The sequence below is a fragment of the Kaistia geumhonensis genome, from assembly GCF_030815145.1.
Taxonomy (GTDB): Bacteria; Pseudomonadota; Alphaproteobacteria; order Rhizobiales; family Kaistiaceae; genus Kaistia; species Kaistia geumhonensis.
This window is the reverse complement of record NZ_JAUSWJ010000001.1, coordinates 3716733-3741983: the sequence shown is the minus strand read 5'-3', so window position 1 is coordinate 3741983 and position 25251 is coordinate 3716733. Positions and strand designations below refer to the sequence as shown.

At 68.3% G+C, this 25251-nt stretch carries 25 protein-coding genes and 1 other RNA gene; 12 read left to right on the top strand and 14 right to left on the bottom strand.

Annotation, left to right across the window (positions count from 1 at the left end; all coding sequences use genetic code 11):
* The first annotated feature begins 13 nt into the window (after positions 1-13).
* Positions 14-598 carry a hypothetical protein gene (locus tag QO015_RS17675; RefSeq protein WP_266282597.1) on the top strand — a complete coding sequence of 195 codons (585 nt, stop codon included), beginning with the start codon at positions 14-16 and terminating at the stop codon, positions 596-598.
* Here the strand turns inward: QO015_RS17675 and truA are convergent.
* Genes truA through def form a run of 3 tightly spaced genes read right to left on the bottom strand, consistent with a single transcriptional unit; the run spans position 551 to position 2830 of the window.
* The gene (gene truA, locus QO015_RS17670) at positions 551-1339 is read right to left on the bottom strand and encodes a tRNA pseudouridine(38-40) synthase TruA (protein WP_266282599.1); all 789 of its coding nucleotides are present in this window, start codon (positions 1337-1339) and stop codon (positions 551-553) included. The genes QO015_RS17675 and truA overlap by 48 nt on opposite strands.
* Positions 1339-2271: a methionyl-tRNA formyltransferase gene (fmt, locus tag QO015_RS17665; RefSeq protein WP_266282600.1), complete on the bottom strand. Its 933-nt coding sequence runs from the start codon at positions 2269-2271 to the stop codon at positions 1339-1341. The genes truA and fmt overlap by 1 nt, the downstream gene beginning before the upstream one ends.
* 4 nt (positions 2272-2275) lie before the next feature.
* Positions 2276-2830 (bottom strand): peptide deformylase, encoded by a 555-nt coding sequence (gene def, locus QO015_RS17660; protein WP_266282601.1) that lies wholly within the window; start codon positions 2828-2830, stop codon positions 2276-2278.
* Between the two features lie 130 nt (positions 2831-2960).
* Between def and QO015_RS17655 the strand changes: the two genes are divergently transcribed.
* Positions 2961-4115 carry a DNA recombination protein RmuC gene (locus QO015_RS17655; protein WP_370877432.1) on the top strand — a complete coding sequence of 385 codons (1155 nt, stop codon included), beginning with the start codon at positions 2961-2963 and terminating at the stop codon, positions 4113-4115.
* A 23-nt stretch (positions 4116-4138) separates the two neighbouring features.
* Positions 4139-4537 carry a hypothetical protein gene (locus tag QO015_RS17650; protein WP_266282604.1) on the top strand — a complete coding sequence of 133 codons (399 nt, stop codon included), beginning with the start codon at positions 4139-4141 and terminating at the stop codon, positions 4535-4537.
* Here QO015_RS17650 and QO015_RS17645 read toward each other — a convergent pair.
* From QO015_RS17645 to ffs, 5 genes are all read right to left on the bottom strand, one after another.
* Positions 4531-5136, bottom strand: a complete 606-nt coding sequence (locus tag QO015_RS17645) for a DUF924 family protein (RefSeq protein ID WP_266282605.1) — start codon at positions 5134-5136, stop codon at positions 4531-4533. The two genes, QO015_RS17650 and QO015_RS17645, sit on opposite strands and share 7 nt — an antisense overlap.
* A 15-nt stretch (positions 5137-5151) precedes the next feature.
* The gene (gene recR / locus QO015_RS17640; protein WP_266282607.1) at positions 5152-5757 is read right to left on the bottom strand and encodes a recombination mediator RecR; all 606 of its coding nucleotides are present in this window, start codon (positions 5755-5757) and stop codon (positions 5152-5154) included.
* Between the two features lie 144 nt (positions 5758-5901).
* Positions 5902-6225, bottom strand: a complete 324-nt coding sequence (locus tag QO015_RS17635) for a YbaB/EbfC family nucleoid-associated protein (RefSeq protein WP_266282609.1) — start codon at positions 6223-6225, stop codon at positions 5902-5904.
* Between the two features lie 35 nt (positions 6226-6260).
* Positions 6261-8090: a DNA polymerase III subunit gamma/tau gene (locus QO015_RS17630; protein ID WP_266282611.1), complete on the bottom strand. Its 1830-nt coding sequence runs from the start codon at positions 8088-8090 to the stop codon at positions 6261-6263.
* Positions 8091-8194: 104 nt separating this feature from the next.
* An RNA gene (gene ffs / locus QO015_RS17625) (signal recognition particle sRNA small type) lies at positions 8195-8290 on the bottom strand.
* Between the two features lie 151 nt (positions 8291-8441).
* Here ffs and nudC point away from each other — a divergent pair.
* On the top strand, positions 8442-9407 hold the full coding sequence (gene nudC / locus QO015_RS17620) for an NAD(+) diphosphatase (RefSeq protein ID WP_266282613.1): 966 nt from the start codon (positions 8442-8444) through the stop codon (positions 9405-9407).
* 153 nt (positions 9408-9560) lie between these two features.
* Positions 9561-10343: a glycosyltransferase family 25 protein gene (locus QO015_RS17615; protein WP_266282614.1), complete on the top strand. Its 783-nt coding sequence runs from the start codon at positions 9561-9563 to the stop codon at positions 10341-10343.
* On the opposite strand, the gene QO015_RS17610 is transcribed toward QO015_RS17615, so the two are convergent.
* Together QO015_RS17610 and QO015_RS17605 are read right to left on the bottom strand one after the other, a co-directional pair.
* On the bottom strand, positions 10314-11156 hold the full coding sequence (locus QO015_RS17610; RefSeq protein ID WP_266282616.1) for a prephenate dehydratase: 843 nt from the start codon (positions 11154-11156) through the stop codon (positions 10314-10316). The two genes, QO015_RS17615 and QO015_RS17610, sit on opposite strands and share 30 nt — an antisense overlap.
* Positions 11157-11214: 58 nt before the next feature.
* On the bottom strand, positions 11215-11979 hold the full coding sequence (locus QO015_RS17605) for a 3-deoxy-manno-octulosonate cytidylyltransferase (protein WP_266282618.1): 765 nt from the start codon (positions 11977-11979) through the stop codon (positions 11215-11217).
* Between the two features lie 179 nt (positions 11980-12158).
* Here QO015_RS17605 and QO015_RS17600 point away from each other — a divergent pair, with 179 nt between their 5' ends.
* The 7 genes from QO015_RS17600 to QO015_RS17570 all read left to right on the top strand — a co-directional run bounded on the left by QO015_RS17600 (position 12159) and on the right by QO015_RS17570 (position 21701).
* Complete coding sequence (locus QO015_RS17600; RefSeq protein ID WP_266282620.1) at positions 12159-12863, top strand: c-type cytochrome; 705 nt, start codon at positions 12159-12161, stop codon at positions 12861-12863.
* 181 nt (positions 12864-13044) lie between these two features.
* Positions 13045-14934 carry an extracellular solute-binding protein gene (locus tag QO015_RS17595; RefSeq protein ID WP_370877431.1) on the top strand — a complete coding sequence of 630 codons (1890 nt, stop codon included), beginning with the start codon at positions 13045-13047 and terminating at the stop codon, positions 14932-14934.
* Entirely contained in the window at positions 14931-16814 is a 1884-nt protein-coding gene (locus tag QO015_RS17590) for an extracellular solute-binding protein (RefSeq protein ID WP_266282622.1), read from the top strand. The genes QO015_RS17595 and QO015_RS17590 overlap by 4 nt, the downstream gene beginning before the upstream one ends.
* A 9-nt stretch (positions 16815-16823) precedes the next feature.
* Positions 16824-17951 carry a microcin C ABC transporter permease YejB gene (locus tag QO015_RS17585; RefSeq protein WP_266282623.1) on the top strand — a complete coding sequence of 376 codons (1128 nt, stop codon included), beginning with the start codon at positions 16824-16826 and terminating at the stop codon, positions 17949-17951.
* A 2-nt stretch (positions 17952-17953) separates the two neighbouring features.
* On the top strand, positions 17954-19096 hold the full coding sequence (locus QO015_RS17580) for an ABC transporter permease (protein WP_266282624.1): 1143 nt from the start codon (positions 17954-17956) through the stop codon (positions 19094-19096).
* A complete protein-coding gene (locus tag QO015_RS17575) occupies positions 19096-20760 on the top strand; it encodes an ABC transporter ATP-binding protein (RefSeq protein ID WP_266282625.1) in 1665 nt (554 codons plus the stop codon). Before QO015_RS17580 ends, QO015_RS17575 begins: the two co-directional genes overlap by 1 nt.
* A complete protein-coding gene (locus QO015_RS17570; protein ID WP_266282626.1) occupies positions 20757-21701 on the top strand; it encodes a 2-hydroxyacid dehydrogenase in 945 nt (314 codons plus the stop codon). Before QO015_RS17575 ends, QO015_RS17570 begins: the two co-directional genes overlap by 4 nt.
* Here QO015_RS17570 and QO015_RS17565 read toward each other — a convergent pair whose 3' ends face one another.
* The 4 genes from QO015_RS17565 to QO015_RS17550 form a co-directional block, all read right to left on the bottom strand.
* The gene (locus tag QO015_RS17565; RefSeq protein WP_266282627.1) at positions 21702-22265 is read right to left on the bottom strand and encodes a GrpB family protein; all 564 of its coding nucleotides are present in this window, start codon (positions 22263-22265) and stop codon (positions 21702-21704) included.
* Positions 22262-23152, bottom strand: coding sequence for a C40 family peptidase (locus tag QO015_RS17560; RefSeq protein ID WP_266282628.1), 891 nt, complete (start codon positions 23150-23152; stop codon positions 22262-22264). The genes QO015_RS17565 and QO015_RS17560 overlap by 4 nt, the downstream gene beginning before the upstream one ends.
* Positions 23149-23499 (bottom strand): MarR family winged helix-turn-helix transcriptional regulator, encoded by a 351-nt coding sequence (locus QO015_RS17555; protein WP_266282629.1) that lies wholly within the window; start codon positions 23497-23499, stop codon positions 23149-23151. Before QO015_RS17555 ends, QO015_RS17560 begins: the two co-directional genes overlap by 4 nt.
* Before the next feature lie 206 nt (positions 23500-23705).
* Positions 23706-25094, bottom strand: coding sequence for a leucyl aminopeptidase family protein (locus QO015_RS17550; RefSeq protein ID WP_266282630.1), 1389 nt, complete (start codon positions 25092-25094; stop codon positions 23706-23708).
* Positions 25095-25251 lie beyond the last annotated feature (157 nt).

The window sequence follows — 25251 nt, the reverse complement described above, 5'->3', positions numbered from 1 at the left end:
GGCACGGCACACGATGCTCGATCCCGCGACCCGCAGTTCGATCCGCGGCGCCGTCGAGCTGCTGCTCGGCCGACGCGACGCGCTCTCGGCCTTCGATCTCTCCGTCGACGGCTTCTGGCATTCGTTCCGCGCAATGCTGCTGGCCCTGCCCTTCGCCGCGATCAACGCCGCCGTGCAGCACGGCATGCTTCTGGCCGATTCGATCGTCGACAACGGCTCGGATGCGGCCTTCATCGCCGCGCAGCTGACGGACTACGTCGTCGACTGGGTGGCGATGCCGGCGCTGCTGGCGCTGTTCGCGAGCCAGCTCGGCATCACGCGCGGCTATGTCGCCTATATCGTCGTCTGCAACTGGGCGCGGCTGGTGCTCTCCGTGCCGCTGGCAGCGATCGCGCTGCTGCTCGGCTTCGGGTTTCTCGCCATCGAGATGGCGCAGCTGTTGCTGCTCGCCATTCTCGGCGTCGGCATCTTCTACAACTACCGCATCATCCGCTGGACGCTGGGAAAGGGCGCGGGATTTGCAGCGGCGCTGATCGCCGCCGACCTCGTGCTAAGCATCGTCCTCAGCCAGGTCATCGACCGGCTCTTCGGCCTGTAGAAAGCCATACTCCACCCGGACGAGATAGAGCCCGCCGGGCGGGGCCACCGGCCCGCAGGCCTTGCGGTCGCGCGCCTCAAGCACATCGCCGACTGCCGAGGGCGGCCATTTCCCTTCGCCCACCTTCTTCAGCGTGCCCACCATGGACCGCACCTGGTTGTGCAGGAAGGAGCGCGCCGAGACCTCGAACAGCACCTCGTCGCCGGCGCGATGGATCTCCAGAGAATCGAGCGTCTTGAGCGGGCTCTTCGCCTGGCAGTCCGCCGAGCGGAAGGTGGTGAAGTCGTGCTTGCCGAGGAGAAGCTTCGCCCCCTCGCGCATCGCCTCGATGTCGAGGCGCCGCCGTACGTCCCAGACCCGGTCGATGTCGAGCGCCGCCGGGGCGCGGCGGTCGAGCACGCGATAGAGATAATGACGCTTGGTCGCCGAACGACGCGCATCGAAGCTGTCGGGAACAGGCGCCGCCTCGATGACGGCGATCGGCGCCGGCCGCAGCTGCGCGTTCATCGCGTCGCGGATACGCAGCCCCGTCCAGACGCCGGAAAGGTCAAAATGTGCGACCTGGCCGGTCGCATGAACGCCCGAATCCGTCCGGCCGGCGCCCTTGGTGACCGCTGCCTCGCCGGAAAAACGCAGGATCGCCTCCTCGAGCGTCTGCTGCACCGAGGGAGCATTCGCCTGCCGCTGCCAGCCGGCATATGGCCGGCCGTCATATTCGACGAGGATTCGATAGCGAGGCATCAGGAAAGGCGCGCGCCGGCGCCGATCGTCGCACCGCGCAGGAACGCTTCCGCCGAGAGCGGCTTGCCGCCGGCCCGCTGAAGTTCGACGAGGCGGACGGCATCGCTGCCGCAGGCGATCGTCAGCCGATCATCCAGCACAGTCCCGGGCGGCCCGCTTCCTTCACCGGCGGTCGAGCGAAGGATTTTCACGCGCTCGGTCTTGCCCGAAAGCTCCATCTCGCACCAGGCGCCCGGAAAAGGCGACAGGCCGCGGATATGGTCGTGAACGGCGCGAGCGTCGCGCGACCAGTCGATCCGCGCTTCGCCCTTGTCGATCTTCGACGCATAGGTGACGCCGGATTCCGCCTGAGCCTGGCTCGCCAGCGCGCCGCGGGACAGCGCCGCCAGCGCCCGTACCATGAGATCGGCACCGAGCCGGGCGAGGCGGTCATGCAGGTCGCCGGTCGTCGCATCGGCGGGAATGGCGATCCGCTCGGCCATGGCCACCGGACCGGTGTCGAGCCCCTCCTCCATCTGCATGACCATGACGCCCGTCTCGGCGTCGCCGGCCATGATCGCGCGATGGATGGGCGCAGCGCCGCGCCAGCGGGGCAGCAGCGAGGCATGCAGATTGAGGCAGCCATCGCGCGGCGCGTCGAGCACCGGCTTCGGCAGGATGAGGCCATAGGCGACGACGACGGCGACATCCAGATCGAGTGCCGTGAACGCCGCCTGCTCCTCCTCGCCCTTCAGCGAGCGCGGCGTGAAGACGGGAATGCCGAAGCGCTCGGCGACGAGATGGACCGGCGACTTCCGCTCCTCCATGCCCCGTCCGGCGGCTTTTGGCGCCCGCGTGTAGCAGGCGACGACCTCATGGCCCTGGCCGACGATCTCCGTCAGCGTCGGCACCGCGAAATCCGGCGTGCCCATGAAGGCGATGCGGAGGCTCATCGCCTCACATCTCTTCGCTGGCGTGCGGCTTGAATTCGGGCTTGGTCCCGCTCTTGGCGGCCTTGGTGAACTTGCGGATCACCATGTCCCGCTTCAGACGCGAGAGATAGTCGATGAAGAGCTTGCCATCGAGGTGGTCGACCTCGTGCTGGATGCAGGTCGCGAGCAGGCCGTCGGCGTCGATTTCCTGCTGCTTTCCGTCGCGATCGAGATAGCGGAGCTTCACGCCGGCCGGCCGCTCCACCTCTGCGTAGTAGTCGGGGATCGAGAGGCAGCCTTCCTCATAGGTCGAGCGATCATCGACCGAAGAAACGATCTCGGGATTGATGAGGAAGAGCGGCGCGCGCGGCTGCCCTTCCTCGCGCGGCGAGACGTCGATCGTGACGATGCGGCGCGGGACTCCGACCTGGATGGCGGCGAGCCCGATGCCGGGCGCCTCGTACATCGTCTCCAGCATGTCGTCCAGGAAGCGGCGCATCTCGTCGTCGATCCGTTCGACGGGCGCGCTCACGAGACGCAGCTTGGGATCCGGCAGGGTGATGATGTCGAGCTTGGCCATGGAACTCCTCGGGCGTGGCGCCTGAAATAGGCGCTCGGCCGAAGCCGGTCAATCGTGGAAAGCCCGCCTCGCCGCCGTTTTCGGCAACAGATGTTCTTGTTTTGATCTGGTTTCGTCAACAAAATCTGATATGGCTCAACAGATGCAGACCGCCCTGTTCGATCTCGCCGGCCATCCCGTCACGCTGCTCGAGGCGGCGCTCGCCGGAGCGGCGCTGCTGATCCTCATCCTGCTGATCGCGGTCCTCGCAGGACGTCGACGCGCCGGCGAATTTGCGGAGGACGCCGCCGAGGAGCGCCTCGCCGAGGTGATGCGCATGCAGAGCGAGATGGCCGGGCGCATGAACGCCATGGCCGAGCTGCTCGCCCGACGGCAATCCGACCTCGTGCACGGCCTTTCGGAGCGCATGGACATGCTCGGCCACCGCATCGGGCAGAGCATGACCGAGCAGGCGCGCAGCGCCCATGCCGATCTCTCCCGCCTCAACGAGCGGCTGGCCGTCATCGACACCGCGCAGAAGAACCTCACCGAACTGTCGAGCCAGGTGGTCGGCCTGCAGGCGATCCTCGCCAACAAGCAGACGCGCGGCGCCTTCGGCCAGGCGCGGATGGAGGCCATCGTCCAGGACGGCCTGCCGCGCGGCCGCTACGCCTTCCAGGCCACGCTCTCCAACGGCAACCGGCCGGACTGCGTGGTGGAGTTCCCGAACGGAGCACCGCGGCTCGTCATCGACGCGAAATTCCCGCTCGAGGGCTGGAACGCGATCCGCGCCTCGGAGGGCGGCGAGTTCATGCGCGGCGCCGAGGCGCAGTTCCGCCGCGATATCGGCAAGCATCTGAAGGACATCGCCGAGCGCTACCTGATCCCCGGCGAGACTCAGGACACGGCCTTCATGTTCGTGCCCTCCGAATCGATCTTTTCCAGTATCCACGAGCGCTTCGAGGATGTCGTGCAGCAGGCGCACCGGCTGCGCGTCGTCATCGTCTCGCCCTCGCTGCTGCTGCTCTCGATCCAGGTGATCCAGTCGATCCTGCGCGATGCCGACATGCGGGCTCAGGCCCATCTCATCCAGAACGAGGTGATGAAGCTGATCGAGGATGTCGGGCGCCTCGACGACCGCGTGGCCAAGCTGCAGACGCATTTCGGCCAGGCGTCGCGCGACATCGAGGACATCCTCGTCTCGACCCGCAAGGTGAAGAGCCGCGGCGAGCGCATCGGCGCGTTGGAACTCGCCGAGGACGACGCCCCGCTGCCTGCCCAGCGCGACCTTCTCGCGGGGGAATGACGGTGGCCGGCCGGGCGCAATCGTTGACCGGCCGGATCGCGGCAGCGGGCGCCGCTTATTTCGCGATCGTCTTCATCGCGGGCTTCCTGTTCGGAACGCTGCGGACGCTGTGGCTGACGCCTTGGATCGGCCCGCTCGCGGCCGTGGCGGCCGAGCTGCCGCCGATGCTCGCGATCGCCTACGCAGCCTCGGCGCCGATCATGCGGCGCTTCGCCGTCGGGACCCGTGCCGAACGGCTCGCCGCCGGGCTGGTCGCTTTCATTCTGCTGATGGCGGCGGAGTTCGCTCTCGCCGCCGCGTTCGGAATCCCGCCCGCCGCCTATGCCGCGAGCTGGCTGACCGCTCCGGGCGCCCTCGGGCTTCTCGGGCAGGTCCTGTTCGCGCTCGTTCCGGCGCTGCGAGGACCTCGGCCCGCTCAGTAACCGCGCCCATGCTCCGCGAGGAAGGCGGCTTCCTCGGCCGTGTTCTCCCGGCCGAGCCAGTCGTTGCGGTGCGGGAAGCGGCCGAAGCGGCGGATGAGGTCGCGGTGCTTCTCGGCGAAGACGAGATAGTCCCTGTAGGTCTCCTTCTGCTCGTCCGGCGCGGCGGCGAGCAGGTCCTCGAAAAGGCGGACCGAAAGGTCCTGATCCTCAATCGCCTCGCTGTGCTCGAAGGGAAGATAGAGGAAGACCCGCTCGATGAGTGCGAAGCGCCCCACGCCGGCGTCGATCGCCGCGCGGGCATGGCGCCGCGCGGCCGCGTCATAGGCGAAGGCCCGCTTGTCCGACCGGAAGATGTTGCGCGGGAACTGGTCGAGCATGATCACGAGGCCGACGATTTCGGTCCGGTCGAGATCGGCGAGCACCCAGTCATGTGCCGCGACCGCATCGAGGAACGGCCCGAACAGCGTGAAGATCTCGGTATCGGTCGCCTCGCTGCGCTCGAACCAGATCGCCGCCTTCTCGGCGGGGAAATGCTCCGCCGTCGGCAGATGGCCGCACCAGTAGCGATGCGACTCTGCGAGGATGTCGTCCGGGATCATGGCTGGTCCTCCTGGTCAGAGCGGCGTGCGGGCGCGGATCGCGGCCGAGAGGGTGCCCTCGTCGAGATAATCGAGCTCGCCGCCGACCGGCACCCCATGGGCGAGGCGCGAGACCTTGACCGGAAGTCCGGCGAGACGATCCATGATCACATGCGCCGTCGCCTGCCCGTCGACCGTCGCGTTGACGGCTATGATCACTTCCGACACCTCGCCCCCCGCGCAGCGCGCGACGAGCGCATCGATCGTGAGGTCGTCGGGCCCGACGCCGTCGAGCGGCGACAGCGTGCCGCCGAGCACATGGTAGCGCGCATCGATCGCCCCGGCCCGCTCGAGCGCCCAGAGATCGGCGACATCCTCGACGACGACGATGGTCCGCGCGTCCCGGCTGGCATCCGTGCAGATCGTGCACGGATCGGCGGTGTCGACATTGCCGCAGACCGAACAGGTGACGATCCGCTCGGCGGCGACCGTCATCGCGCTCGCGAGCGGGGCGAGCAGCAGGTCCTTCTTCTTCACCAGCGCCAGCGCCGCCCGCCGCGCCGAACGCGGGCCGAGGCCGGGCAGCCGCGCCAGCAACTGGATCAGCCTCTCGATCTCGGGACCGGCGACGGCGCGCGGCATGATGGTCTCTCCGCTTCAGCGTTGACTGCGGCTCGGGCGGCCGAAGCCGGATCGGCGCGCTTGGCCCCACTGCGGGGGCTCACCTGTCGAGCTTCCTTGCTCCTCTCCAGTGGGGAGAGGTGAAGACGAGGGGGCCCGCTGCCCTCAGAAAGGAAGCTTGAGGCCCGGCGGCAGGCCGAGGCCGCCGGTCAGCGACTGCATCTTGTCGGCCATCAGCTTCTCGGCCTTGCCGCGCGCGTCGGCATGGGCGGCGATGACGAGGTCTTCGAGGATCTCGCCCTCGTCGGCCTTCAGCAGCGACGGATCGATGGCGATCTTCCGCAGGTCGCCCTTGGCCGTCATGGTGACGGTGACGAGGCCGGCGCCGGCGCTGCCCTTCACCTCGAGGGTGGCGATCTCGTCCTGCATGGCCTGCATCTTGGACTGCAGTTCCTTGGCCTTGCTCATCATGCCCATGATGTCGCGCATCGGGGTGTTCCTCTCGCCTGGCTTGCGTGATGGGTTCAGTCGTCGGCCTGCTCGGCGGCGTCGTCGCCGGCCTCGACAGGCGGCGGCGCGATCGGCGCCTCGGCGCTCTCCTCGCCGCGGATCTGCACGTCGACGATCTCGGCGCCGGGAAAGCGCGCGAGCACCGCCGCGACCAGCGGATCGGCCTTCGCGTCGCTCTTCTGGCGCAGCCGCTCGGCTTCCTGCCGTTCGGCGATTGTCTCGCTGGTGGCGCCACGGCCGACGACGACGGAGAAGCGTTCCCCCGTCCATTCTGTGATCCGCCGCGACAGATCGGAGGCGAGCGTCCGCGAGGCGTGCTCGGTCGGCTCGAATTCGAGGAGGCCCGGCTCGAAGCGGATCACGCGCACCTCGCGCTCCAGCGCAAGCTTGAGCGGCAGGTCGCGCTTCTGCCCGACAAAGGCGACGAGATCCTCGAAACGCTGGAAGCGGATCGCCGGCACTGCCTTCTGCGGCGCGGATGCCGCCATCTGCGGTTCGGCGGCGCGCGCCATCGGACTGCCCGAAGACACGAGCGACGGCCCGCCGGAGGAAAAGCTCGCGCGCGGCGCGGACGGATGATGGCCGGCCGGGGAAGAGGATGACGGAGGCGGCGCGGACGGGGCAGAGGACGGCGGCGCAAGCGGCGTCGCCCCACCCTTCAGCAGCCGCAACGCCTCGTCCGGCGTCGGCAGGTCGCTCGCATGGGCGATGCGGATCAGCGCCATGTCGGCGGCGGCGAGCGGCCGGCTCGACCCCTGCACTTCCTCGATGCCCTTGAGCAACATCTGCCAGGCGCGCGACAGGACGCGCAGCGGCAGCGCGGCGGCGAACTCGGTCGCCCGGCGACGCTCGGCCTCGGGCATGCCGCCATCCTCGGCGGCGCCGGGCACGACCTTGATGCGCGTGACGAGATGGGTGAAAGCGGCGAGGTCCTGCAGCACGACGCCCGGCTCGGCACCGATGTCGTACTGGTCCTTGAGAAGCGCCAGCGCCTCGGCGATCCGCCCGGCCATCAGTGCCTCGAAGAGATCGATGACGCGGCTGCGGTCGGCGAGGCCGAGCATGCCGCGCACGTCCTCGGCGACGATCCGCCCCGCGCCATGGGCGATGGCCTGATCGAGCAGCGACAGCGAATCGCGCGCCGAGCCCTCGGCGGCCCGCGCGATCATGGCGAGCGCCTCGTCGTCGATCTCCACGCTCTCGCGCACGGTGATGGAGCGCAGCAGGCCGACGAGCCGGTCCTGCTCGATGCGGCGCAGATCGAAGCGCTGGCAGCGCGACAGCACCGTCACCGGAACCTTGCGGATCTCGGTCGTCGCGAAGATGAACTTCACATGTTCCGGCGGCTCCTCGAGCGTCTTCAGCAGCCCGTTGAAGGCCGCCCCGGAGAGCATGTGCACCTCGTCGAGGATATAGACCTTGTAGCGCGCGGAGACGGGCTTGTAGCGCACCGCCTCGATGATCTCGCGGATATGGTCGATGCCGTTGTTGGAGGCGGCGTCCATCTCGATCACGTCGACATGGCGCCCTTCCATGATCTCGGCGCAGTGGATGCCGAGCTCGGGCATGTCGATGGTCGGCCGGTCCACCTTGCCGGGAACGGCATAGTTGAGGCCGCGGGCGAGGATGCGGGCCGTCGTCGTCTTGCCGACGCCGCGCACGCCGGTCAGCATATAGGCCTGCGCGATGCGGCCGGTCGAAAAGGCGTTGGTGAGGGTGCGGACCATCGGCTCCTGGCCGACGAGATCCTCGAAGCTGCGCGGGCGGTATTTGCGCGCGAGCACCCGGTAGGCGCCGCCCGTCTGGCCGTCCCTGATGCCGCTGCCGTCCATGCCTCCGACCATGCCTCGTTCCGTCGCCGCGACCCGGCGAAGCCGGTCAAAGCCGCGCGGGAGCCTAGCACGCCCAGGCGGCATGCTCGACAGGCGGCCGAAAATAGCAGGGGAAGGAAGGAGGCTGGCACGCGACCCGTGCCTGGCTCGTTGGGGCTGCTTCCTTCCGGACCTGACCCGATTGGCGAGTGGCCCGTCCGCCACCAACCTCCCGCGGCGACATATCGTCGTTTCCGCCCCGATTGGCAAGCCCTTCCTCGCGCGCGATGCCGCCGGCTATCGCGCTTGCCGCTTCTGTGGCGTAATGACGAGCCCTTCCCGGCCGCGACGCGGCCGTCACCACAGCGCCGAAGCCCTCCCGCCATGACCCCATCCATCTTCAGACGCCTGCCGTCGCCCGAGCCGAGCACGCTCACCGGCTTTTCCGGCAACACGCTCGACCGGCGCAGCGAGCAGCGCAACGAGGCGAGCCTTTCGGCCGCGCTTGCCGACCCGACCGCCCGCATCGTCCTGCTCAGGGGCGACGAGGCGATGCTGCGGAGCGGCGAGGCCGCGAATGCCCTCTTCACCATCCGCGAGGCGGAGGCGGTCGGCGCGGCGCTCGACGAGGTGATCCTGCTCGGCTGGGACGGTTCGTCGCCGCGCCTGGCGACCACCATCACCAGCGAGACGAGCTTCGACGTCGACGCCTTCCATGCGGTGTCGCTGCGCACGCTCGCCATCAACGGCGCCGCGGGCAATCTTCTCGCCGATACCGCCGATCCCGAGACGCTGGGCGCCCTCGCCCAGGCCCGCGCGCTGCTGCACTGGCACCGGTCCTGCCGCTACTGCGGCCGCTGCGGCACGCGCACGACCATGGCGCAGGGCGGCTATCGCCGCGACTGTCCCAATTGCGAGGCGCAGTTCTTCCCGCGCACCGACCCGGTGGCGATCATGCTGGCCATCCACGAGGACAACTGCCTGATGGGCCGCCAGGCGCGCTTCGCCCCCGGCACCTATTCCTGCCTCGCCGGCTTCGTCGAGCCCGGCGAGACGATCGAGGACGCCGTGCGCCGCGAGATCGCCGAGGAATCCGGCGTGAAGATCGGCCGCGTCGCCTATCACGCCAGCCAGCCCTGGCCATTCCCGATGTCGCTGATGATCGGCTGCTTCGCCGAGGCGATTTCCACCAACATCGTGCCAGATACCCACGAGCTGGAGGACTGCCGCTGGTTCAGCCGCGCCGAGACGCTGTCGATGCTGGAGGGAAACCACCCGAACGGCCTCTCGACGCCGCCGCGCATGGCCATCGCCCATACCCTCATCCGGGCCTGGGCCGAGGGCGACTGAGGCGGCGCCGCGGCGGCGCAACCTTTGGCAATGCCCGGCGCGCTCCGGATACAAAATCCCGACAATTCATGACGTGATCGGCGAGCCGTCGCCCTCGTAGCATCGATCCCGAGACCGGACCGCGGCCGGGGGATCGCGACGGAGACGGGTACCGTGAAGACGGTGGTGATCAGCCTGGCGCGCCGGGTGGACAGGCGCGCCGAATTCCAACGATGGAATCGCGGCCAGCCGCTTTCCTTCAGCGTCATGACCGCCGTCGACGGCGACCGGATCGACGAGGGAAAACTGGTCGCCTGCGGCCTCCTCGCGGAAGGGGAGCGCAATTTCGGCAAGGCCGCGCTGGCCAACGCGCTGTCGCATGCGACGCTCTGGCGGGACTGCGCGTCGGGGCGCGAGCCCTACTTCATCCTCGAGGACGATGTCTGCCTGCGCGGCGACTTCTGGCGCCATGCGAAGCCTCTGCTGGAGCGCCACCTCGCCGCGGCCGACCTGATCACCCTCGGCTACAACACCGATTCGGTTGTGGCGCTGCAGGGATCGGACGGCGTCGTCTCGGCGATGCGATTCGACGAGACGGCGAAGCGCCGGCCCGGCTATTTCGAGGCCTATGCGCGGCTGCACGACGCGCGGCCGAACCTGATGCGCTGCATCCAGTTCTGGGGCCTGCTCGCCTATGTGGTGACGCCCCCGGGCGCGGCGCGCCTCCTCGAAAGCTGCCTGCCGCTTTCCTCGCGCGACAGCGTGCCGCTCGTCGGCACGGATCGCCTCGTCCGGCCCTATGGGCTCGACAGCATGGTCAATCTCGCCCTTTCGAGGGGAAGGGTGCGGGCCTGCGCCTGCTATCCGGCGCTGGCGCTCGGCCCCAACAGCCAGGCGACCTCCGACATCCAGACGGCCGGCCCCGCGCTAGTCCCGGTCGGCTGCGCGGAAGGATGACGCCGGATAGACGCCGAGGATGCGCAGTTCGTCCGAGAAGAAGTGCAGCTCCTCCAGCGCGAGATGCAGGCCGCGATCGTCGGGATGGCCCTCGACATCGGCATAGAACTGCGTCGCCGTGAAGCGGCCGCCGAGCTGGTAGCTCTCCAGCTTGGTCATGTTGATGCCGTTGGTGGCGAAGCCGCCGAGCGCCTTGTAGAGCGCGGCCGGAATGTTGCGGACGCGGAACACGAAGGTGGTGATCACCGGCCCGTTGCCGGACGGCGCGCGCGACGGCTCGCGCGAGAGGATGACGAACCGGGTCGTGTTGTGCGCGGCGTCCTCGACATTCTCCGCGAGGATGGCGAGGCCGTAGATCTCGGCGGCGAAGCGCGGCGCCAGCGCGGCGCGGGTGATGTCGCCCGATTCGGCGATGATGCGGGCAGCCCCCGCCGTGTCGCCCGCGACGACCGCCTTGTAGCCATGCGCGCGCAGGATGCGGCGGCACTGGCCGAGCGCATGCACATGACTCTCGACGGTCTTGATCGTCTCCAGCGTCGCGCCATGCGGCGCCATCAGCTGGAAGCGGATGGGGAGGAAGAACTCGCCGATGATGTGGAGGCCGGAATCCGGCAGGAGGTGGTGGATGTCGGCGACGCGCCCGGCGAGCGAATTCTCGATCGGGATCATCGCGAGGTCGACGTCGCCGCGCGCCATCGCCTGGAAGCAGTCCTCGAAGGTCGGCGCCGGCACGGCCTCGTAGTCGGGATAGACCTCGCGCGCGGCGATGTGCGAATTGGCGCCAGGTTCGCCCTGGAACACGATCTTCTTCATGAGGAGAGACTTCCGAGGAACGCCTTTGCGGCGCAGGACAGGTGGGCGCCGCGTCCGGTCAGCGGCTTTCGGCGAGCAGGCTGCGCGCCCGCTCGAGGTCGGCCGGAGTATCGACACCGAGCGGAACGGCGTCAACGACCTCGACATCGATGCGCATGCCCGCCTCGATCGCCCGAAGCTGTTCGAGACGTTCGCGGATCTCGAGCGGCGACGGCGGCAGCGCGACATAGCGTTCGAGCGCGGAGCGGCGATAGGCGTAGAGCCCGATATGGTGATAAAGCGGCCCCGCCCCCCACGGCGCCGTGGCGCGGGTGAAATAGAGCGCGCGCAGCTGCCGCTCGCTGTGGCTGCCGCCGACGCGCTTCGGCGAACCGACGATCTTCACGACGCTCTCGCTGGTCCGGTCGGCCTCGTTGTCGATGATCGCGGCGATGGTGCCGATATCGACGTCAGGATCGGCGAGCGGGGCGAAGGCGGCGGCGACCGAGGCGGGCTCGACGGTCGGCAGGTCGCCCTGGACATTGACGACGAGATCGAAGGCACGGCCTGGATCGACCAGCCCGACCGCCTCGTGGATGCGCGAGGAACCGTTCTCGTGGTCGCCGCGCGTCATCACCGCCTCGCCGCCGGCCCGGCGGACGGCCGCCGCGATATCGGCATCGTCCGTCGCGACGAAGACGGGGCCGATGCCGGCTTCGCTCGCCCGGCGCCAGACATGCACGATCATCGGCTCGCCATGGATATCGGCGAGCGGCTTGCCCGGCAGCCGCGTCGACGCCATGCGCGCCGGAACCATGACCAGCGCCTCTTTCCTGTCGCCCATCGCGCTCAGCGTCTCCCTCGCCTTCACCCTCGGGTGTCAAAAGGTCTCAACGGCGCGACCTTCATACGTATTGCGCCGTCCGTGCGAAAGCAGGTAGTTTCCGCGCCACGTGCGATGGTTTCGCCTCGAGGGCGGACCGCCATGACCTTTTTTGATCGATGCGACTGGGGCCGGGACCGATGAATTCCTTCGAGCTGAACAAGATCCTGGGCGCGGTCCTGTTCACGCTTCTGGTCGTGATGTCGCTCGGTATCGTCGCCGAGGCGATCTATGCACCGGCCGAGCCCGAGAAGCCCGGTTTCGTGATCGAGGTCGCCGACGAGGCGCCGGCCGGCGGCGCGGCTCCCGCCGCCGCCGAGGATCCGCCGATCGCCGTGCTGCTCGCCAGCGCCAATGTCGCCACCGGCGAGACCGTGGCCAAGAAGTGCGCCGCCTGCCACAACTTCGTCGAGGGCGCCGGCACCAAGGTCGGCCCGGACCTCTATGGCATCGTCGGCCGTCCGATCGGCGAGATGCAGGGCTTCAAGTATTCCGAGACGTTCCAGAAGGCCCACGCCGCCGGCGACAAGTGGACCTACGAGCATCTCTACCACTTCCTGAAGAAGCCGAGCGCCGACATGCCCGGCACCGCGATGGGCTTCGCCGGCCTGCCCAAGCCGCAGGATCGCGCCGACCTCATCGCCTATCTGCGCACGCTCGCCGCGACGCCCGAGCCGCTGCCGACGCCGGAGGCCGCTCCGGCTGCTGCTCCCGCCGAGGGTGCTGCACCGGCGGAAGGCGCAGCGCCGGCCGCTCCGGCCGAAGGTGCCGCTCCGGCAGCGCCTGCTCCGGCCGAGCCGGCCCCGGCTCCCGCCGCACCCGCGGCTCCGGCGCCGGCCAACTGAGCCGCTCCCTACATTAAATCTCGGACAGGAAAGGCCGGAGCCGACGCTCCGGCCTTTTTCATGCCCGATTTCGCCAAGCTTCTTGCGCTGGGGAGGCGTTTTCGCGGCAGCAGGACGGCTCGCCGATTGCCCTCGCGGCATTCGACCTTAAGAATGTGACGAGCCCAACGGAGAATCGCCCGTGATCAGAGCCGCCCTCGCCGCCCTTGCCGTGCTCTCGGCCGGTCTCGCGCTGCCGCCCGCGGCGGCGCTTGCCGAGGACGCGCCGGCTGGAGGCCTCGTCTGGCGCCACAGTTCGTCGCTGATCGGCGAGCCGAAATATCCGGAAGGCTTCAAGCACTACGACTATGTCAATCCGGACGCGCCGAAGGGCGGCACGCTGAACAGCGCCACCGACGGAACCTTTGACAGCTTCAATCCCTATGTCGTCCAGGGCCTCCCGGCCGCCGGCTTCGCGTCCTTCGGCGGCGGCCTGCTCTACGACACGCTGATGGACCAGGCGACCGACCAGCCGGGCACGAATTATGGCCTGATCGCCGAAGCGGTTGCCTATCCGGACGATTTCGCCTTTGCCAAGTTCCGCCTCAACAAGGCGGCGCGCTGGCATGACGGCCAGCCGGTCACGGCCGACGACGTGGTCTGGTCGTTCGACACGCTGAAGGCACAGAGCCCGCTCTACAACAAGTATTACGCGAATATCGTCAAGGCCGAGAAGACCGGCGACGATGAGGTCACCTTCACCTTCGACAAGCCGGGCAATCGCGAGCTGCCCAACATCCTCGGCGATCTTCCGATCCTGCCGAAGCACTGGTGGACCGGCAAGGACAAGTCGGGCAAGCCGCGCGACATCACCAAGTCGACGCTGGAGCCGCCGCTCGGTTCGGGCGCCTACAAGATCGCCTCGTTCCAGCCCGGCCGGCAGATCATCTGGGAGCGCGTGCCCGACTATTGGGGCAAGGACCTGCCGACCAAGGTCGGACGCGAGAATTTCGACCGCCAGAAGATCGACTATTTCCGCGACCCGACCGCGACCTGGGAAGCCTTCAAGAAGGGCGGCCTCGACGACTATCGCCTCGAGAACCGCATCGGCCGCTGGGAGACGGAGTATGATTTCCCCGCCGTGAAGAACGGCCAGGTGATCAAGACCTCGTTCCCGGTCCATTCGGCCGGCCGCATGCAGGGCTACGTCCTCAATCAGCGGCGCGAGAAGTTCAAGGACATCCGCGTCCGGCAGGCGCTCAACTACGCCTTCGATTTCCCGACGATGAACCGGACGCTGTTCTTCAACAAGTACAAGCGGATCGAGAGCTATTTCTCCGGGATCGACCTCGCCTCGAGCGGCGTGCCCGAGGGGAAGGAGCTGGAGATTCTCAACTCGGTGAAGGACCAGCTGCCGCCGGAACTCTTCACGCAGCCCTTCCATCTTCCGGCCAACGACACGCCGCAGGCCTTCCGCGACAGCCTGCGCAAGGCAGTCGAGCTGATGCAGGAGGCAGGCTGGGTGCTGAAGGGCAACAAGCTCGTCAACGCCAAGACCGGCGAGCCCTTCAAGATCGAGTTCCTCGAGACCGATCCCTCCTTCGAGCGAGTGGTGTCGCCCTATCTCCAGAATCTGCGGCGGATCGGCATCGACGCCACGCTCCGGATCGTCGATCCGGCGCAGTATCAGAGCCGCGTCGACCATTTCGACTTCGACGTGATCTCGACGGTGATCGCGCAGTCGCAGTCGCCCGGCAACGAGCAGCGCGAGATGTGGTCGTCGGCCGCGGCCGACCTCCCCGGCAGCCGCAACCTGATCGGCATCAAGAACCCGGCGATCGACACACTCGTCGATCGCGTCGTCTTCGCGACCAATCGCGACGACCTCGTCGCGGCGACTCATGCGCTCGACCGGGCGCTGCTGTGGAACTACTACATGGTGCCGCAGTGGTATAACGACGTGATCAACGTCGCCTACTGGAACAAGTTCGGCATTCCCGAGAAGCAGCCCGACTATGTCGGCATCGACGTGAACTCGTGGTGGATCGATCCGGCCAAGGAACAGGCGCTGGCCAAGAGGGCGACGCCTTGAGCGGAACGGGGCCGTCGCGCCGGACCGTCCTTGCCGGCAGTCTCGCCGCCCTTCTGCCACCGATCGGCCTCGGCAGGGCGAGCGCCGCCGAGCCGGCCGCGCGGGCGGGCCTGCACGGCCTCTCAGTGTTCGGCGAACTCGCCAATCCGGCCGATTTCCAGCATTTCGGCTATGTGAACGCGGCGGCGCCGAAAGGCGGCAGCTTCGTCTTCTCGGCGCCGAACTGGTACTACAATCAGGCGCCGAACACCTTCGACACGCTGAACGGCTATACCTTCCGGGGCAACGCGCCGCCGCGCGTCGAGCTTCTGTTCGACACGCTGATGGTCTCGGCGCTCGACGAGCCGGATTCGGTCTATGGCCTCGTGGCGAAGAGCGTCTCGATCTCGCCTGACGGCAATGTCTACACTTTCGACCTGCGCCCCGAGGCGCGCTTCAACGACGGCACGCCACTCACCGCGGCCGATGTCGTGTTCTCGCTGGAGACGCTGAAGGCCAAGGGCCATCCCGACATCACCGAATCGATCCGCGACATGGCTTCCGTCGCCGCCGACGGCGACCACCGGGTGATCGTGACCTTCTCGGGCAAGCAGAACGCCAAGACGCCGCTCGTCGTCGCCGCCAACCTGCCGATCTTCTCCAAGGCCTTCTATGCCGGCAAGGATTTCGAGGCGGGCAGCCTGCAGCCGCCGCTCGGCTCCGGACCCTACCGCGTCGGCAGCGTCAATCCCGGCCGCTTCATCACCTATGAGCGCGTTGCCGACTATTGGGCCAAGGACCTCCCCGTCGCGGTCGGCATGCACAATTTCGACCGCATCCGCGTCGAGTTCTACAGCGACGAGAATGCCGAGTTCGAGGCCTTCGCCAAGGGCGACATCACCTGGCGCGAGGAATTCTCGTCGAAGAACTGGGCGACGCGCTACGATTTTCCCGCGGTCCGCGACGGCCGCGTGAAGCGGCCCGAATTCCCGTCGGAAAAGCGGGCCGACATGTATGGCTGGTTCTTCAACCTCCGCCGCGCCCAGTTCGCCGATCCGAGGACACGCCGCGCGATCGGCATGGCGTTCGACTTCACCTGGACCAACAAGAACCTCTTCTATGGGCTCTACGCGCGGTCCAGCTCCTTCTTCGAAACTTCCGATTTCGCCGCCATCGACCCGCCCGACGCAGCCGAGCGCGCGCTTCTGGCACCCTTCGCCGACAAGCTTCAGCCGGGCGTCCTCGACGGCCCGCCGGTCAGCCCGCCGACCGCCGACGGCAGCGGCCGCGATCGCAAGCTGATGCGGGCGGCGCAGGCGCTGCTGGTCGAGGCGGGATGGACGCTCAAGGGGGGCGCCTTCCTCGACGCCTCCGGCAAGCCGCTCGCGGTCGAGTTCCTCATCGAGAACGAGGCCTTCGAGCGCGTGCTGCTCCCCTATATCGCCAATCTGAAGGCGATCGGCGTCGCCGCCTCGCTGCGCCGGGTCGACGCGCCGCAATATCAGCGCCGGCAGGGCGATTTCGATTTCGACGTCATCGCCAAGCGCATCTCCTTCGACGCGACGCCGATCGACGGCATCGCGCAGCAATTCGGCTCGGCGGCGGCGGATGTGCGGAACGGCTCCAATCTCGCGGGCGTGAAGGATCCGGTCGTCGATGCGCTGATTGCCTCGACCGGCACGGTCACGAGCCGGGCCGAGCTCGTCACGCATCTGCGCGCGCTCGACCGCGTGCTGCGCTCGCTGGAAATCTGGATTCCCGCCTGGCATACCGAGGCGCACCGCGTCGCCGCATGGGACATGTTCGGCTGGCCGGAGGAGAAGCCGCCCTACGGGTTTTCGCCGGAAGTGCTGTGGTGGGTCGATCCGGCGCGTGCCGCCGCGGTCGGCAAGGCGGGCTGAGGACGATCCATGGCCGCCTATATCCTTCGCCGTATCCTGCTCATGATCCCGACGCTGCTCGGCATCCTGGCGCTCACCTTCATCATCGTTCAGTTCGCACCGGGGGGCCCGGTCGAGCGCGTCATCGCCCAGTTGCAGGGTAACGACGTCTCGGCGACGCAGCGCATTTCCGGCGGCGGCGCCGACGCCGGCATGGGCGGGCAGGACCAGACCGGACGCGGCGGGCCGATCAACTCGAAATATCGCGGCGCGCAGGGGCTGGACCCCGAATTCATCGCCAAGCTCGAACGGCAGTTCGGCTTCGACAAGCCGCCGCTCGAGCGTTTCGGCCTGATGCTGTGGAACTATGCCCGCTTCGATTTCGGCCAGAGCTATTTCCGCGACGTCAGCGTCATCGACCTGATCAAGGAAAAGCTGCCGGTCTCGATCTCGCTCGGGCTCTGGATGACGCTGATCTCCTATGTGATCTCGATCCCGCTCGGCATCGCCAAGGCGGTGCGCGACGGCTCGCGCTTCGACGTCTGGACGTCCGGCGTCATCATCGTCGGCTATGCCATTCCCGGCTTCCTGTTCGGCGTGCTGCTCATCGTGCTCTTCGCCGGCGGCAGCTATTTCGACTGGTTCCCGCTGCGCGGGCTCTGGTCTGACCGCTACGCCACCATGGGCTTCTGGGAGTGGGTGACGAGCCCCGCCGCGATGGCCGACTATTTCTGGCACATCACGCTGCCGCTCATCGCCATGTCGCTCTCGGCCTTCGCGACCACCACGCTGCTCACCAAGAACTCGTTCCTCGACGAGATCCGCAAGCAATATGTCGTCACCGCGCGGGCCAAGGGCCTCACCGAGCACCGCGTGCTCTACGGCCATGTGTTCCGCAACGCGATGCTCATCGTCATCGCCGGCTTCCCCGGCGCCTTCATCGGCGCCTTCTTCGCGGGCTCGGTGCTGATCGAAACGCTGTTCTCGCTCGACGGGCTCGGCCTGCTCAGCTTCGAATCCGTGATCAACCGCGATTATCCGGTCGTGTTCGCGACGCTCTACATCTTCTCCCTGCTCGGTCTCGTCATCGGCCTCGTCTCCGACCTCGCCTACACCTGGGTCGATCCACGCATCGATTTCGAGAAGCGGGAGGTCTGACCATGACGGACGCCGCACTCGCCAGATCCGAGATCGAGGTGCCGGGGCGCTTCGCGCTCTCGCCGATCAACCGCCGCCGCCTCACGATCTTCCGCGGCAACCGCCGCGGCTACTGGTCGTTCTGGGCCTTCCTCGTCCTCTTCGTCGTGACGCTGCTCTCCAACGTCATCGCCAACGACCGGCCGCTGATCGCCTCCTACAAGGGCGAGCTGCTCTTCCCGGTCATCACCGACTATCCGGAGGAGAAGTTCGGCGGCTTCCTCGCCACGACCAATTTCCGCGATCCCTTCATCCAGGAGGAGATCGAGGCGAATGGCTGGATGGTCTGGCCGGCGGTCCGCTATTCCTACGACACGGTCAACAACGAGATCGCCCGTCCGGCGCCGGCGCCGCCCTGGTGGAGCATGACGCCGGAGGAGCGCTGCAAGGCCTATCCGCTCGGCGTCGAGGACCCGAACTGCACGCTCGGCAATTTCAACTGGCTGGGCACTGACGACCAGGGCCGCGACGTGCTGGCGCGGAGCCTGTACGGCCTCCGCCTGTCGATCCTGTTCGGCTTCCTGCTCACCTTCATCTCCTCGGCGATCGGAATCGCCGCCGGCGCGGTGCAGGGCTATTTCGGCGGCTGGACCGACCTCATCTTCCAGCGCTTCCTGGAGATCTGGACCTCGCTGCCCGAGCTCTACATCCTGCTCATCATCTCCTCGATCCTCGTTCCGGGATTCTGGGTCCTGCTTGCCATCTTGCTCGTCTTCTCATGGACGCGGCTGGTCGGGCTCGTGCGCGCCGAATTCCTGAGAGCGCGGAATTTCGAATATGTCCGCGCGGCGCGGGCGCTCGGGGTCGCCGACCGGACGATCATCGTCCGCCATGTGCTGCCCAACGCCATGGTGGCGACGCTGACCTTCATGCCCTTCATCCTCTCCGGCTCGATCGTGACGCTGACCTCGCTCGATTTCCTCGGCCTCGGCCTGCCGCCGGGCTCGCCCTCGCTCGGCGAGCTCGTCAGCCAGGCGAAGAACAACCTGCAGGCGCCCTGGCTCGGCTTCACCGCCTTCGTGATCATCTCGCTGGCGCTGTCGCTGCTCGTCTTCATCGGCGAGGGCGTGCGCGATGCCTTCGATCCCAGAAAGTCGATCGGCTGATGACGCAAGCCCCGACGACGCCCTCCCCCGTGTCGCCCGACGCGCCGCTGCTCGAGGTTCAGGACCTCTCCGTCCATTTCGTCCAGGGCGCGACGCACAGCGTCGCGGTCGACCGGATTTCCTTCGCGATCCGCCCGCGCGAGACGGTGGCGCTGGTCGGCGAATCGGGCTCCGGCAAGTCGGTGACGGCGCTCTCGATCCTGAAGCTGCTGCCCTATCCGCCGGCCGAGCACCCGACCGGCCGCATCCTCTTCAACGGCGTCGACCTGCTCTCCGCCGACGAGAAGACGCTGCGCAGCGTACGCGGCAACAAGGTCACGATGATCTTCCAGGAGCCGATGAGCTCGCTCAATCCGCTCCACACGATCGAGCGGCAGATCGGCGAGGTGCTGCTCATCCATCAGGGCATCAGCGGCAAGGCCGCGCGCCGGCGCATCCTCGAACTGCTCGAGGAAGTCGGCATCCGCGATGCCGCGAAACGGCTCGATTCCTATCCGCATCAGCTTTCCGGCGGCCAGCGCCAGCGCGTGATGATCGCCATGGCGCTCGCCAACGAGCCGGAACTCCTGATCGCCGACGAGCCGACCACGGCGCTCGACGTCACCGTCCAGGCGCAGATCCTGAAGCTGCTCAAGGACATCCAGGAGCGGCGCGGCATGGCGCTGCTCTTCATCACCCACGACCTCGGCATCGTGCGCAAGATCGCCGACCGCGTCTGCGTGATGACGAAGGGCCATATCGTCGAGACCGGTCCCACCCGCGAGGTCTTCGCCGACCCGCAGCACGAATATACCCGCCACCTGCTGGCGGCCGAGCCGCGCGGCCGGCCGCGCCCGGCGGATGCGTCGGCAGCGGAGATCGTGGCGACGGACGACCTCAAGGTCTGGTTCCCGATCAAAGCCGGGCTCTTCCGCCGCACGGTCGACTATGTGAAGGCCGTCGACGGCATCGACATCAGCGTGCGGCGCGGCCAGACGCTCGGCGTCGTCGGCGAATCGGGATCGGGCAAGACGACGCTCGGCCTCGCGCTCATGCGGCTCATTTCGTCCAAGGGGCCGATCCGCTTCAAGGGCGCACGGATCGACGGGCGCGGCTTCTCCGAGATGCGGCCGCTGCGCCGCCACATGCAGGTCGTCTTCCAGGATCCGTTCGGCTCGCTGAGCCCGCGCATGTCGGTGAGCGAGATCGTCGCCGAGGGGCTCAAGGTGCATCAGCCCGATCTCTCGCCCCGCGATCGCGAGGTGAAGGTGGCGAAGGCGCTGGAGGAGGTCGGCCTCGATCCGGCCAGCCGCCACCGCTATCCGCACGAGTTCTCCGGTGGCCAGCGCCAGCGCATCTCGATCGCCCGCGCCATGGTGCTGGAGCCGGACTTCGTGATGCTGGACGAACCCACCTCGGCTCTCGACATGTCGGTGCAGGCGCAGGTGGTCGATCTGCTGCGCGACCTGCAGGAGCGCCGCGGCCTCGCCTATCTCTTCATCAGCCACGACCTCAAGGTGGTGCGCGCGCTCGCCAACGACCTCGTGGTCATGCGCGGCGGCAAGATGGTCGAATACGGACCGGCCGAGCAGGTCTTCGCGGCGCCGGCCAACGACTACACCCGGGCGCTGATGGCGGCGGCCTTCGCCGTCGAGACCGCGCCGGAGGGCGTCGTCTCGCAATGACGCTGCCCGGCATTCTCGTCGCCTGCGGCCACTGGGACCCGGAGCCCTGGGCCGCGCCCTTCCGCGCCGCCGGGCGACCGGTCGCGATCTGGCCGGATGTCGGCGATCCCGCCGCGATCCGCTACGTCCTCGCCTGGGGCGCCTCCAGCGCCGTCTTCGCCGATCTCCCCAACCTCGCCGCGATCTTCTCGCTCGGCGCGGGCGTGGACCATATCGTCGGCAAGGCCGAACTGCCCGACTTGCCGATCGTGCGCGTCGTCGATCCCGACCTCACCATGCGCATGACGGAGTGGGTCGTGCTGCAGGTCTTGCTGCATCACCGCCGCCAACTCGCCTATCTCGGCCAGCAGCAGGACCGCGTCTGGCGCGAACTGCCGCAACCGCCGGCGAGCGCCGTCCGTGTCGGCATCATGGGGCTCGGCGAACTCGGCCAGGCTTCTGCGAAGGTGCTCGCCAGCCTCGGTTTCGAGGTCGCGGGCTGGAGCCGCACGCCGAAGACGCTGCCGGGCATCTCAACCTTCGCAGGCGCCGACACGCTGCCCGCCTTCCTCGCACGGACCGACATCCTCGTCGTCCTGCTGCCGCTGACGGATGCGACGCGGGGCATCATCGACGCGAAGCTGCTGGCCGGCCTTGCCCGCGACGGGGCACTCGGCGGGCCGGTGCTGATCAATGGCGGCCGCGGCGGATTGCAGGTCGAGGCCGATATCCTCGCGGCGATCGACGCCGGCACGCTGATCGGCGCCAGCCTCGACGTCTTCGAACAGGAGCCGCTGCCCGCGACGAGCCCGCTCTGGTCGCGCCGCAACATCGTGATCACGCCGCATGTCGCCGCGACCAGCGACGCGGACGTTCTAGCCGCCGGCATCCAGCGCGCCATCGAGGACTTCGAGGCCGGAAAGCCGCTCGAAAACCTCGTGGACGTCGAGCGCGGCTATTAGTCAGTCTCCCTCGGGCAGGCGCCAACCGGTCCGCAGCGCCCATTCTTCGGCGCCGTCGATGATGATGTCGAAGACCGGATCCTTGATGTCGTAATAGGCGTCGTCATCGTCCGGGAAGCGGGCGGCCAGGCGCTGCTTGATGAGCGCATAGGCGGCGGTCGCGACCGGATGCGTCCTGAGGAAATCCCGGCACAACAGGGCGAAGCGCTGGTTGTATCGGCCGAGTTCGCGGACATGGATGTTGGCCGGGCGGCCCGGTGCCTTGTAGAAGCGCTTCAGGCGTTCGGCTCCGGCGAGATCGCGGCCGGGCGGCGCATGGTCGACGAGACCAAGCCGCGCGACGAAACCGCGTGCCACGAGGCCGCTGTCGTCGAAAGCCGCAAGATCCGTCACCGTGATCTGGATATCGATGACATCCTTCGCCGGCAGGCGGGGCACCGCTGTCGAACCGATATGGTGGATGGCGTGCGGCGGCGGAATGGCGATGAGGATCGCTGCCTTCAGCGCGGCGAAGGCATCCGGCCAGCCAGCCTGCGGCTCGACGATCTCGATGCGCGGTTTCATGCCTCGAAGCGGATGCGGCGCACCGCGGTCGGGGGGCCGGCGGTGATCGCGATCCGGGCGACCGCTTCGTCGAGCGGTTCGGCGACGACCTCCATCTGGTAGCCGCTGGCGTGAAGCAGCGTCTCGGGATCGGCGAGGATGCCGACATGGCCGGGCCAGAAGACGAGGTCGCCGCGCTCGCGCGTCCCCGCGAGGCCGTCGGGCAGGGCTTCGCCGAGCATCGCCGCCTGCAGGTCGGAATCGCGCGGCGCATCGATGCCGGCGGCGGCGAGCGAGAGCTGCACCAGCGCCGAGCAGTCGAGCCCGAGGCTCGTGCGCCCGCCCCAGAGATAGGGCGTCTCCAGGAAGCGCTCGGCCACCGCGACGAAATCGAGCGCCCATGGCGCGTCGAGCGGCGCGACATGGGTTTCCACCACCGCGCCGGCGCCGTTTGCGAGCAGCAGATAAGGCGTGCCGCGCGTCACCGCGACGCCGCCGAGCGCGAGCTTCGCGCCGAAGGAGAGCGCGCCGAGCGGGGGCTTGCGGAGATCGGCCTCCGGATAGACGAAGGTCCTCAGCGCCGTGACGCGGTGGGTCGGCAGCGGATCGAGCGGCCCGAGCGCATCGGCCGCGACATAGCCGACATAGCGGTCGGTCTCGAGCTGGACGAAGGCCCAGCCCTCCATCGTCTCCTCGAAGACGCGCAGCACCTCGCCCTGCAGCGCCTCGCTGTCGATCGCCCCGTCAGGGCGCGGCGCGCGGCGGATCGGCGTCGAGGCCGCAGTGACCCGGCGCAGCGTGCCCTCGACGAAACGCTCCGCCGTGACCTGTCCCTCAAGGCGGCGATCGGCGAGGTCGGGGCGGAAGGCGTTGAGCCGCCGGTCGAGAACGGACGAAGCTTCGGTCATGGCGGCAGGTCCCCGTGGCGGGCGATGATGAGGTCGCCGAGCCGCTCGACGGCCAGTGCGCCGCCCACCGTACGCTGGACGACGACATTGCGGCGATCGGCCGGATCGCGATGGCGCGTCACGAGGCCAAGCCGGCCCATCGTGTCGAGCGCGCGGGTGATGGCCGGCTTGGTGACGCCGAGCTTGGCGGCGAGGCCGCGCACCGTATGCGGCGGCATCTCGAGATAGACGGTGAGCAGGACCGCCATCTGGCGCGCCGAGAGATCATGCTCCCCGTCGCGGACCAGATCGAAGGTCACGTCGTGCCAGAGGCGAAGGGCCTGCGAAGGGCGCAGACTGACAGGCATGCCGGGCGCTCCGCGGCCGATCGTTTCGGAACCGAACTATTTAGTCGCTTGCTGCATCGCCGCGCAAGCCCTGATCACCCCCCAGTCGGCCCGGCTTCGCCCGCGAAGGCTTGCCTTGAGCCGAAATGAGCCGGCAAGACGTGGATGGCCGCGACGAGCGCGGCCATGACGAGCGAGGCAATGACGCCGGGTGGATCGAACGCGCCTCAGCCGCCGTAGCGCGCGGCGATCAGCGCGAACAGCGCCCGCATCGCCTGCGCCTCGCCGCCCTCCGGCCGACCGGGACGCGAGGACGGGTTCCAGGCATAGATGTCGGCATGGACCCACGGTACCGTCTTCGGCACGAAGCGGGCGAGGAACAGCGCCGCCGTGATCGACCCGGCGAAACCGCCCTGCCCGGCATTGTTGATGTCGGCGATGCGCGAATCGATCATCTGTTCATAGGGCTGCCAGAGCGGCAGCCGCCACAAGGGATCCCCGACCTGCTCGGCATGGCGCGCGAGATCGGCCGCGAGGCCGTCGTCATGGGTGTAGAAAGGCGGGATATCCGGCCCGAGCGCCACACGCGCGGCGCCGGTCAGCGTCGCGAGATCGACGAGGAGATCGGGCGTCTCCTCCGCCGCCAGCGCCAGCGCATCGGCGAGGATCAGGCGGCCTTCGGCGTCGGTGTTGCCGATCTCGACCGTGACGCCGGCGCGCGACCGCAGCACATCGCCGGGGCGGAAGGCGCCGCCGGCAATGGAGTTCTCAACCGTGGGGACCAGCAGGCGCAGCCGCACCGGCACATTCGCCTCCATGATCAATTGGGCGAGGCCGAGCGTGTTGGCCGCGCCGCCCATGTCCTTCTTCATGAGGAGCATGCTGCTGGACGGCTTGATGTCGAGACCGCCGGTGTCGAAGGTGACGCCCTTGCCGACCAGCGTCACCTTTGGATGGTCGGGATCACCCCAGACGAGGTCGACCAGACGCGGCTGGCGATCCTCCGCCGCGGCGCGGCCGACGGCATGGATCAGCGGCAGGTTGGCGGCGAGGAGTGCTGGCCCGACCGTCTCCGTGACCCTGGCGCCGTGGCGCTCGCCGAGCGCGTGCACCTGCAGCGCGAGATCGGCGGGGCCGAGATCGTTGGCCGGCGTGTTGACGAGATCGCGCACCAGTGTGACGGCGCGGGCGAGGCTGCGCGCTTCGCCGATCGCCACGCCCTTCGGCACGACGAGGCGGGGCGCCGGCTGCCGGGCCGACTTGTAGCGCGAGAAGGAATAGTTGCCGAGCGCCCAGCCGAGCGCGCCGAGACCGGGGTCGGGCAGGTCGGTCACGAACTCGTAGTCGCCGGCCGGCAGGATGGCCGGCAGCTTGCCGGTGACGAGCGGGCTGCGGCGCCAGGCGTCCTGGCGGCCGAGGCCGAACAGAACCCGGCCGACCTTGCCCGAGGCATCGGCGATGATGGTGACGGCGCCCATCGCGGCGTCGAAGCCCGTCGCGCGCGCCCAGCCGGCCTCGACGTCGGAGAGAGTGGCCAGAACCGACTCGAGATCATCCGCCGCCACGGCATGGACGGGAATGGACGCGTCGGAACGTTCGATCAGGCTGTCGCTCAAGGGAATAGTCCTGGAGATCATGGATGCGGGACGGGCGGCGATCATGGACCGCTGCCCTTTCGGGGGCAATGCCCGCGGCCGGGGTAAGGCCGCGCGGAGCGTCGCATTAACCCTGCGTTAGGGTTAACCAATTATTGCTCGCGCAAGGGCCACTGAC

What these genes read in the sequence shown, in the direction of transcription:
- def (WP_266282601.1), bottom strand. Translation starts at nt 2,830, where the DNA reads ATGGCCAAGCTCGACATCATCACCCTGCCGGATCCCAAGCTGCGTCTC.
- recR (WP_266282607.1), bottom strand. Translation starts at nt 5,757, where the DNA reads ATGCCGCGCGCCGTCGCCGGTCCCGAGATCGAGAGGCTGATCCAGTTG.
- QO015_RS17585 (WP_266282623.1), top strand. Translation starts at nt 16,824, where the DNA reads ATGGCCGCCTATATCCTTCGCCGTATCCTGCTCATGATCCCGACGCTG.
- QO015_RS17555 (WP_266282629.1), bottom strand. Translation starts at nt 23,499, where the DNA reads ATGCCTGTCAGTCTGCGCCCTTCGCAGGCCCTTCGCCTCTGGCACGAC.
- QO015_RS17565 (WP_266282627.1), bottom strand. Translation starts at nt 22,265, where the DNA reads ATGAAACCGCGCATCGAGATCGTCGAGCCGCAGGCTGGCTGGCCGGAT.
- truA (WP_266282599.1), bottom strand. Translation starts at nt 1,339, where the DNA reads ATGCCTCGCTATCGAATCCTCGTCGAATATGACGGCCGGCCATATGCC.
- fmt (WP_266282600.1), bottom strand. Translation starts at nt 2,271, where the DNA reads ATGAGCCTCCGCATCGCCTTCATGGGCACGCCGGATTTCGCGGTGCCG.
- QO015_RS17645 (WP_266282605.1), bottom strand. Translation starts at nt 5,136, where the DNA reads ATGATCCCGGACGACATCCTCGCAGAGTCGCATCGCTACTGGTGCGGC.
- QO015_RS17580 (WP_266282624.1), top strand. Translation starts at nt 17,954, where the DNA reads ATGACGGACGCCGCACTCGCCAGATCCGAGATCGAGGTGCCGGGGCGC.
- QO015_RS17605 (WP_266282618.1), bottom strand. Translation starts at nt 11,979, where the DNA reads ATGGGCGACAGGAAAGAGGCGCTGGTCATGGTTCCGGCGCGCATGGCG.
- QO015_RS17560 (WP_266282628.1), bottom strand. Translation starts at nt 23,152, where the DNA reads ATGACCGAAGCTTCGTCCGTTCTCGACCGGCGGCTCAACGCCTTCCGC.
- QO015_RS17575 (WP_266282625.1), top strand. Translation starts at nt 19,096, where the DNA reads ATGACGCAAGCCCCGACGACGCCCTCCCCCGTGTCGCCCGACGCGCCG.
- QO015_RS17610 (WP_266282616.1), bottom strand. Translation starts at nt 11,156, where the DNA reads ATGAAGAAGATCGTGTTCCAGGGCGAACCTGGCGCCAATTCGCACATC.
- QO015_RS17600 (WP_266282620.1), top strand. Translation starts at nt 12,159, where the DNA reads ATGAATTCCTTCGAGCTGAACAAGATCCTGGGCGCGGTCCTGTTCACG.
- QO015_RS17630 (WP_266282611.1), bottom strand. Translation starts at nt 8,090, where the DNA reads ATGGTCGGAGGCATGGACGGCAGCGGCATCAGGGACGGCCAGACGGGC.
- QO015_RS17675 (WP_266282597.1), top strand. Translation starts at nt 14, where the DNA reads ATGCTCGATCCCGCGACCCGCAGTTCGATCCGCGGCGCCGTCGAGCTG.
- nudC (WP_266282613.1), top strand. Translation starts at nt 8,442, where the DNA reads ATGACCCCATCCATCTTCAGACGCCTGCCGTCGCCCGAGCCGAGCACG.
- QO015_RS17570 (WP_266282626.1), top strand. Translation starts at nt 20,757, where the DNA reads ATGACGCTGCCCGGCATTCTCGTCGCCTGCGGCCACTGGGACCCGGAG.
- QO015_RS17635 (WP_266282609.1), bottom strand. Translation starts at nt 6,225, where the DNA reads ATGCGCGACATCATGGGCATGATGAGCAAGGCCAAGGAACTGCAGTCC.
- QO015_RS17655 (WP_370877432.1), top strand. Translation starts at nt 2,961, where the DNA reads ATGGCTCAACAGATGCAGACCGCCCTGTTCGATCTCGCCGGCCATCCC.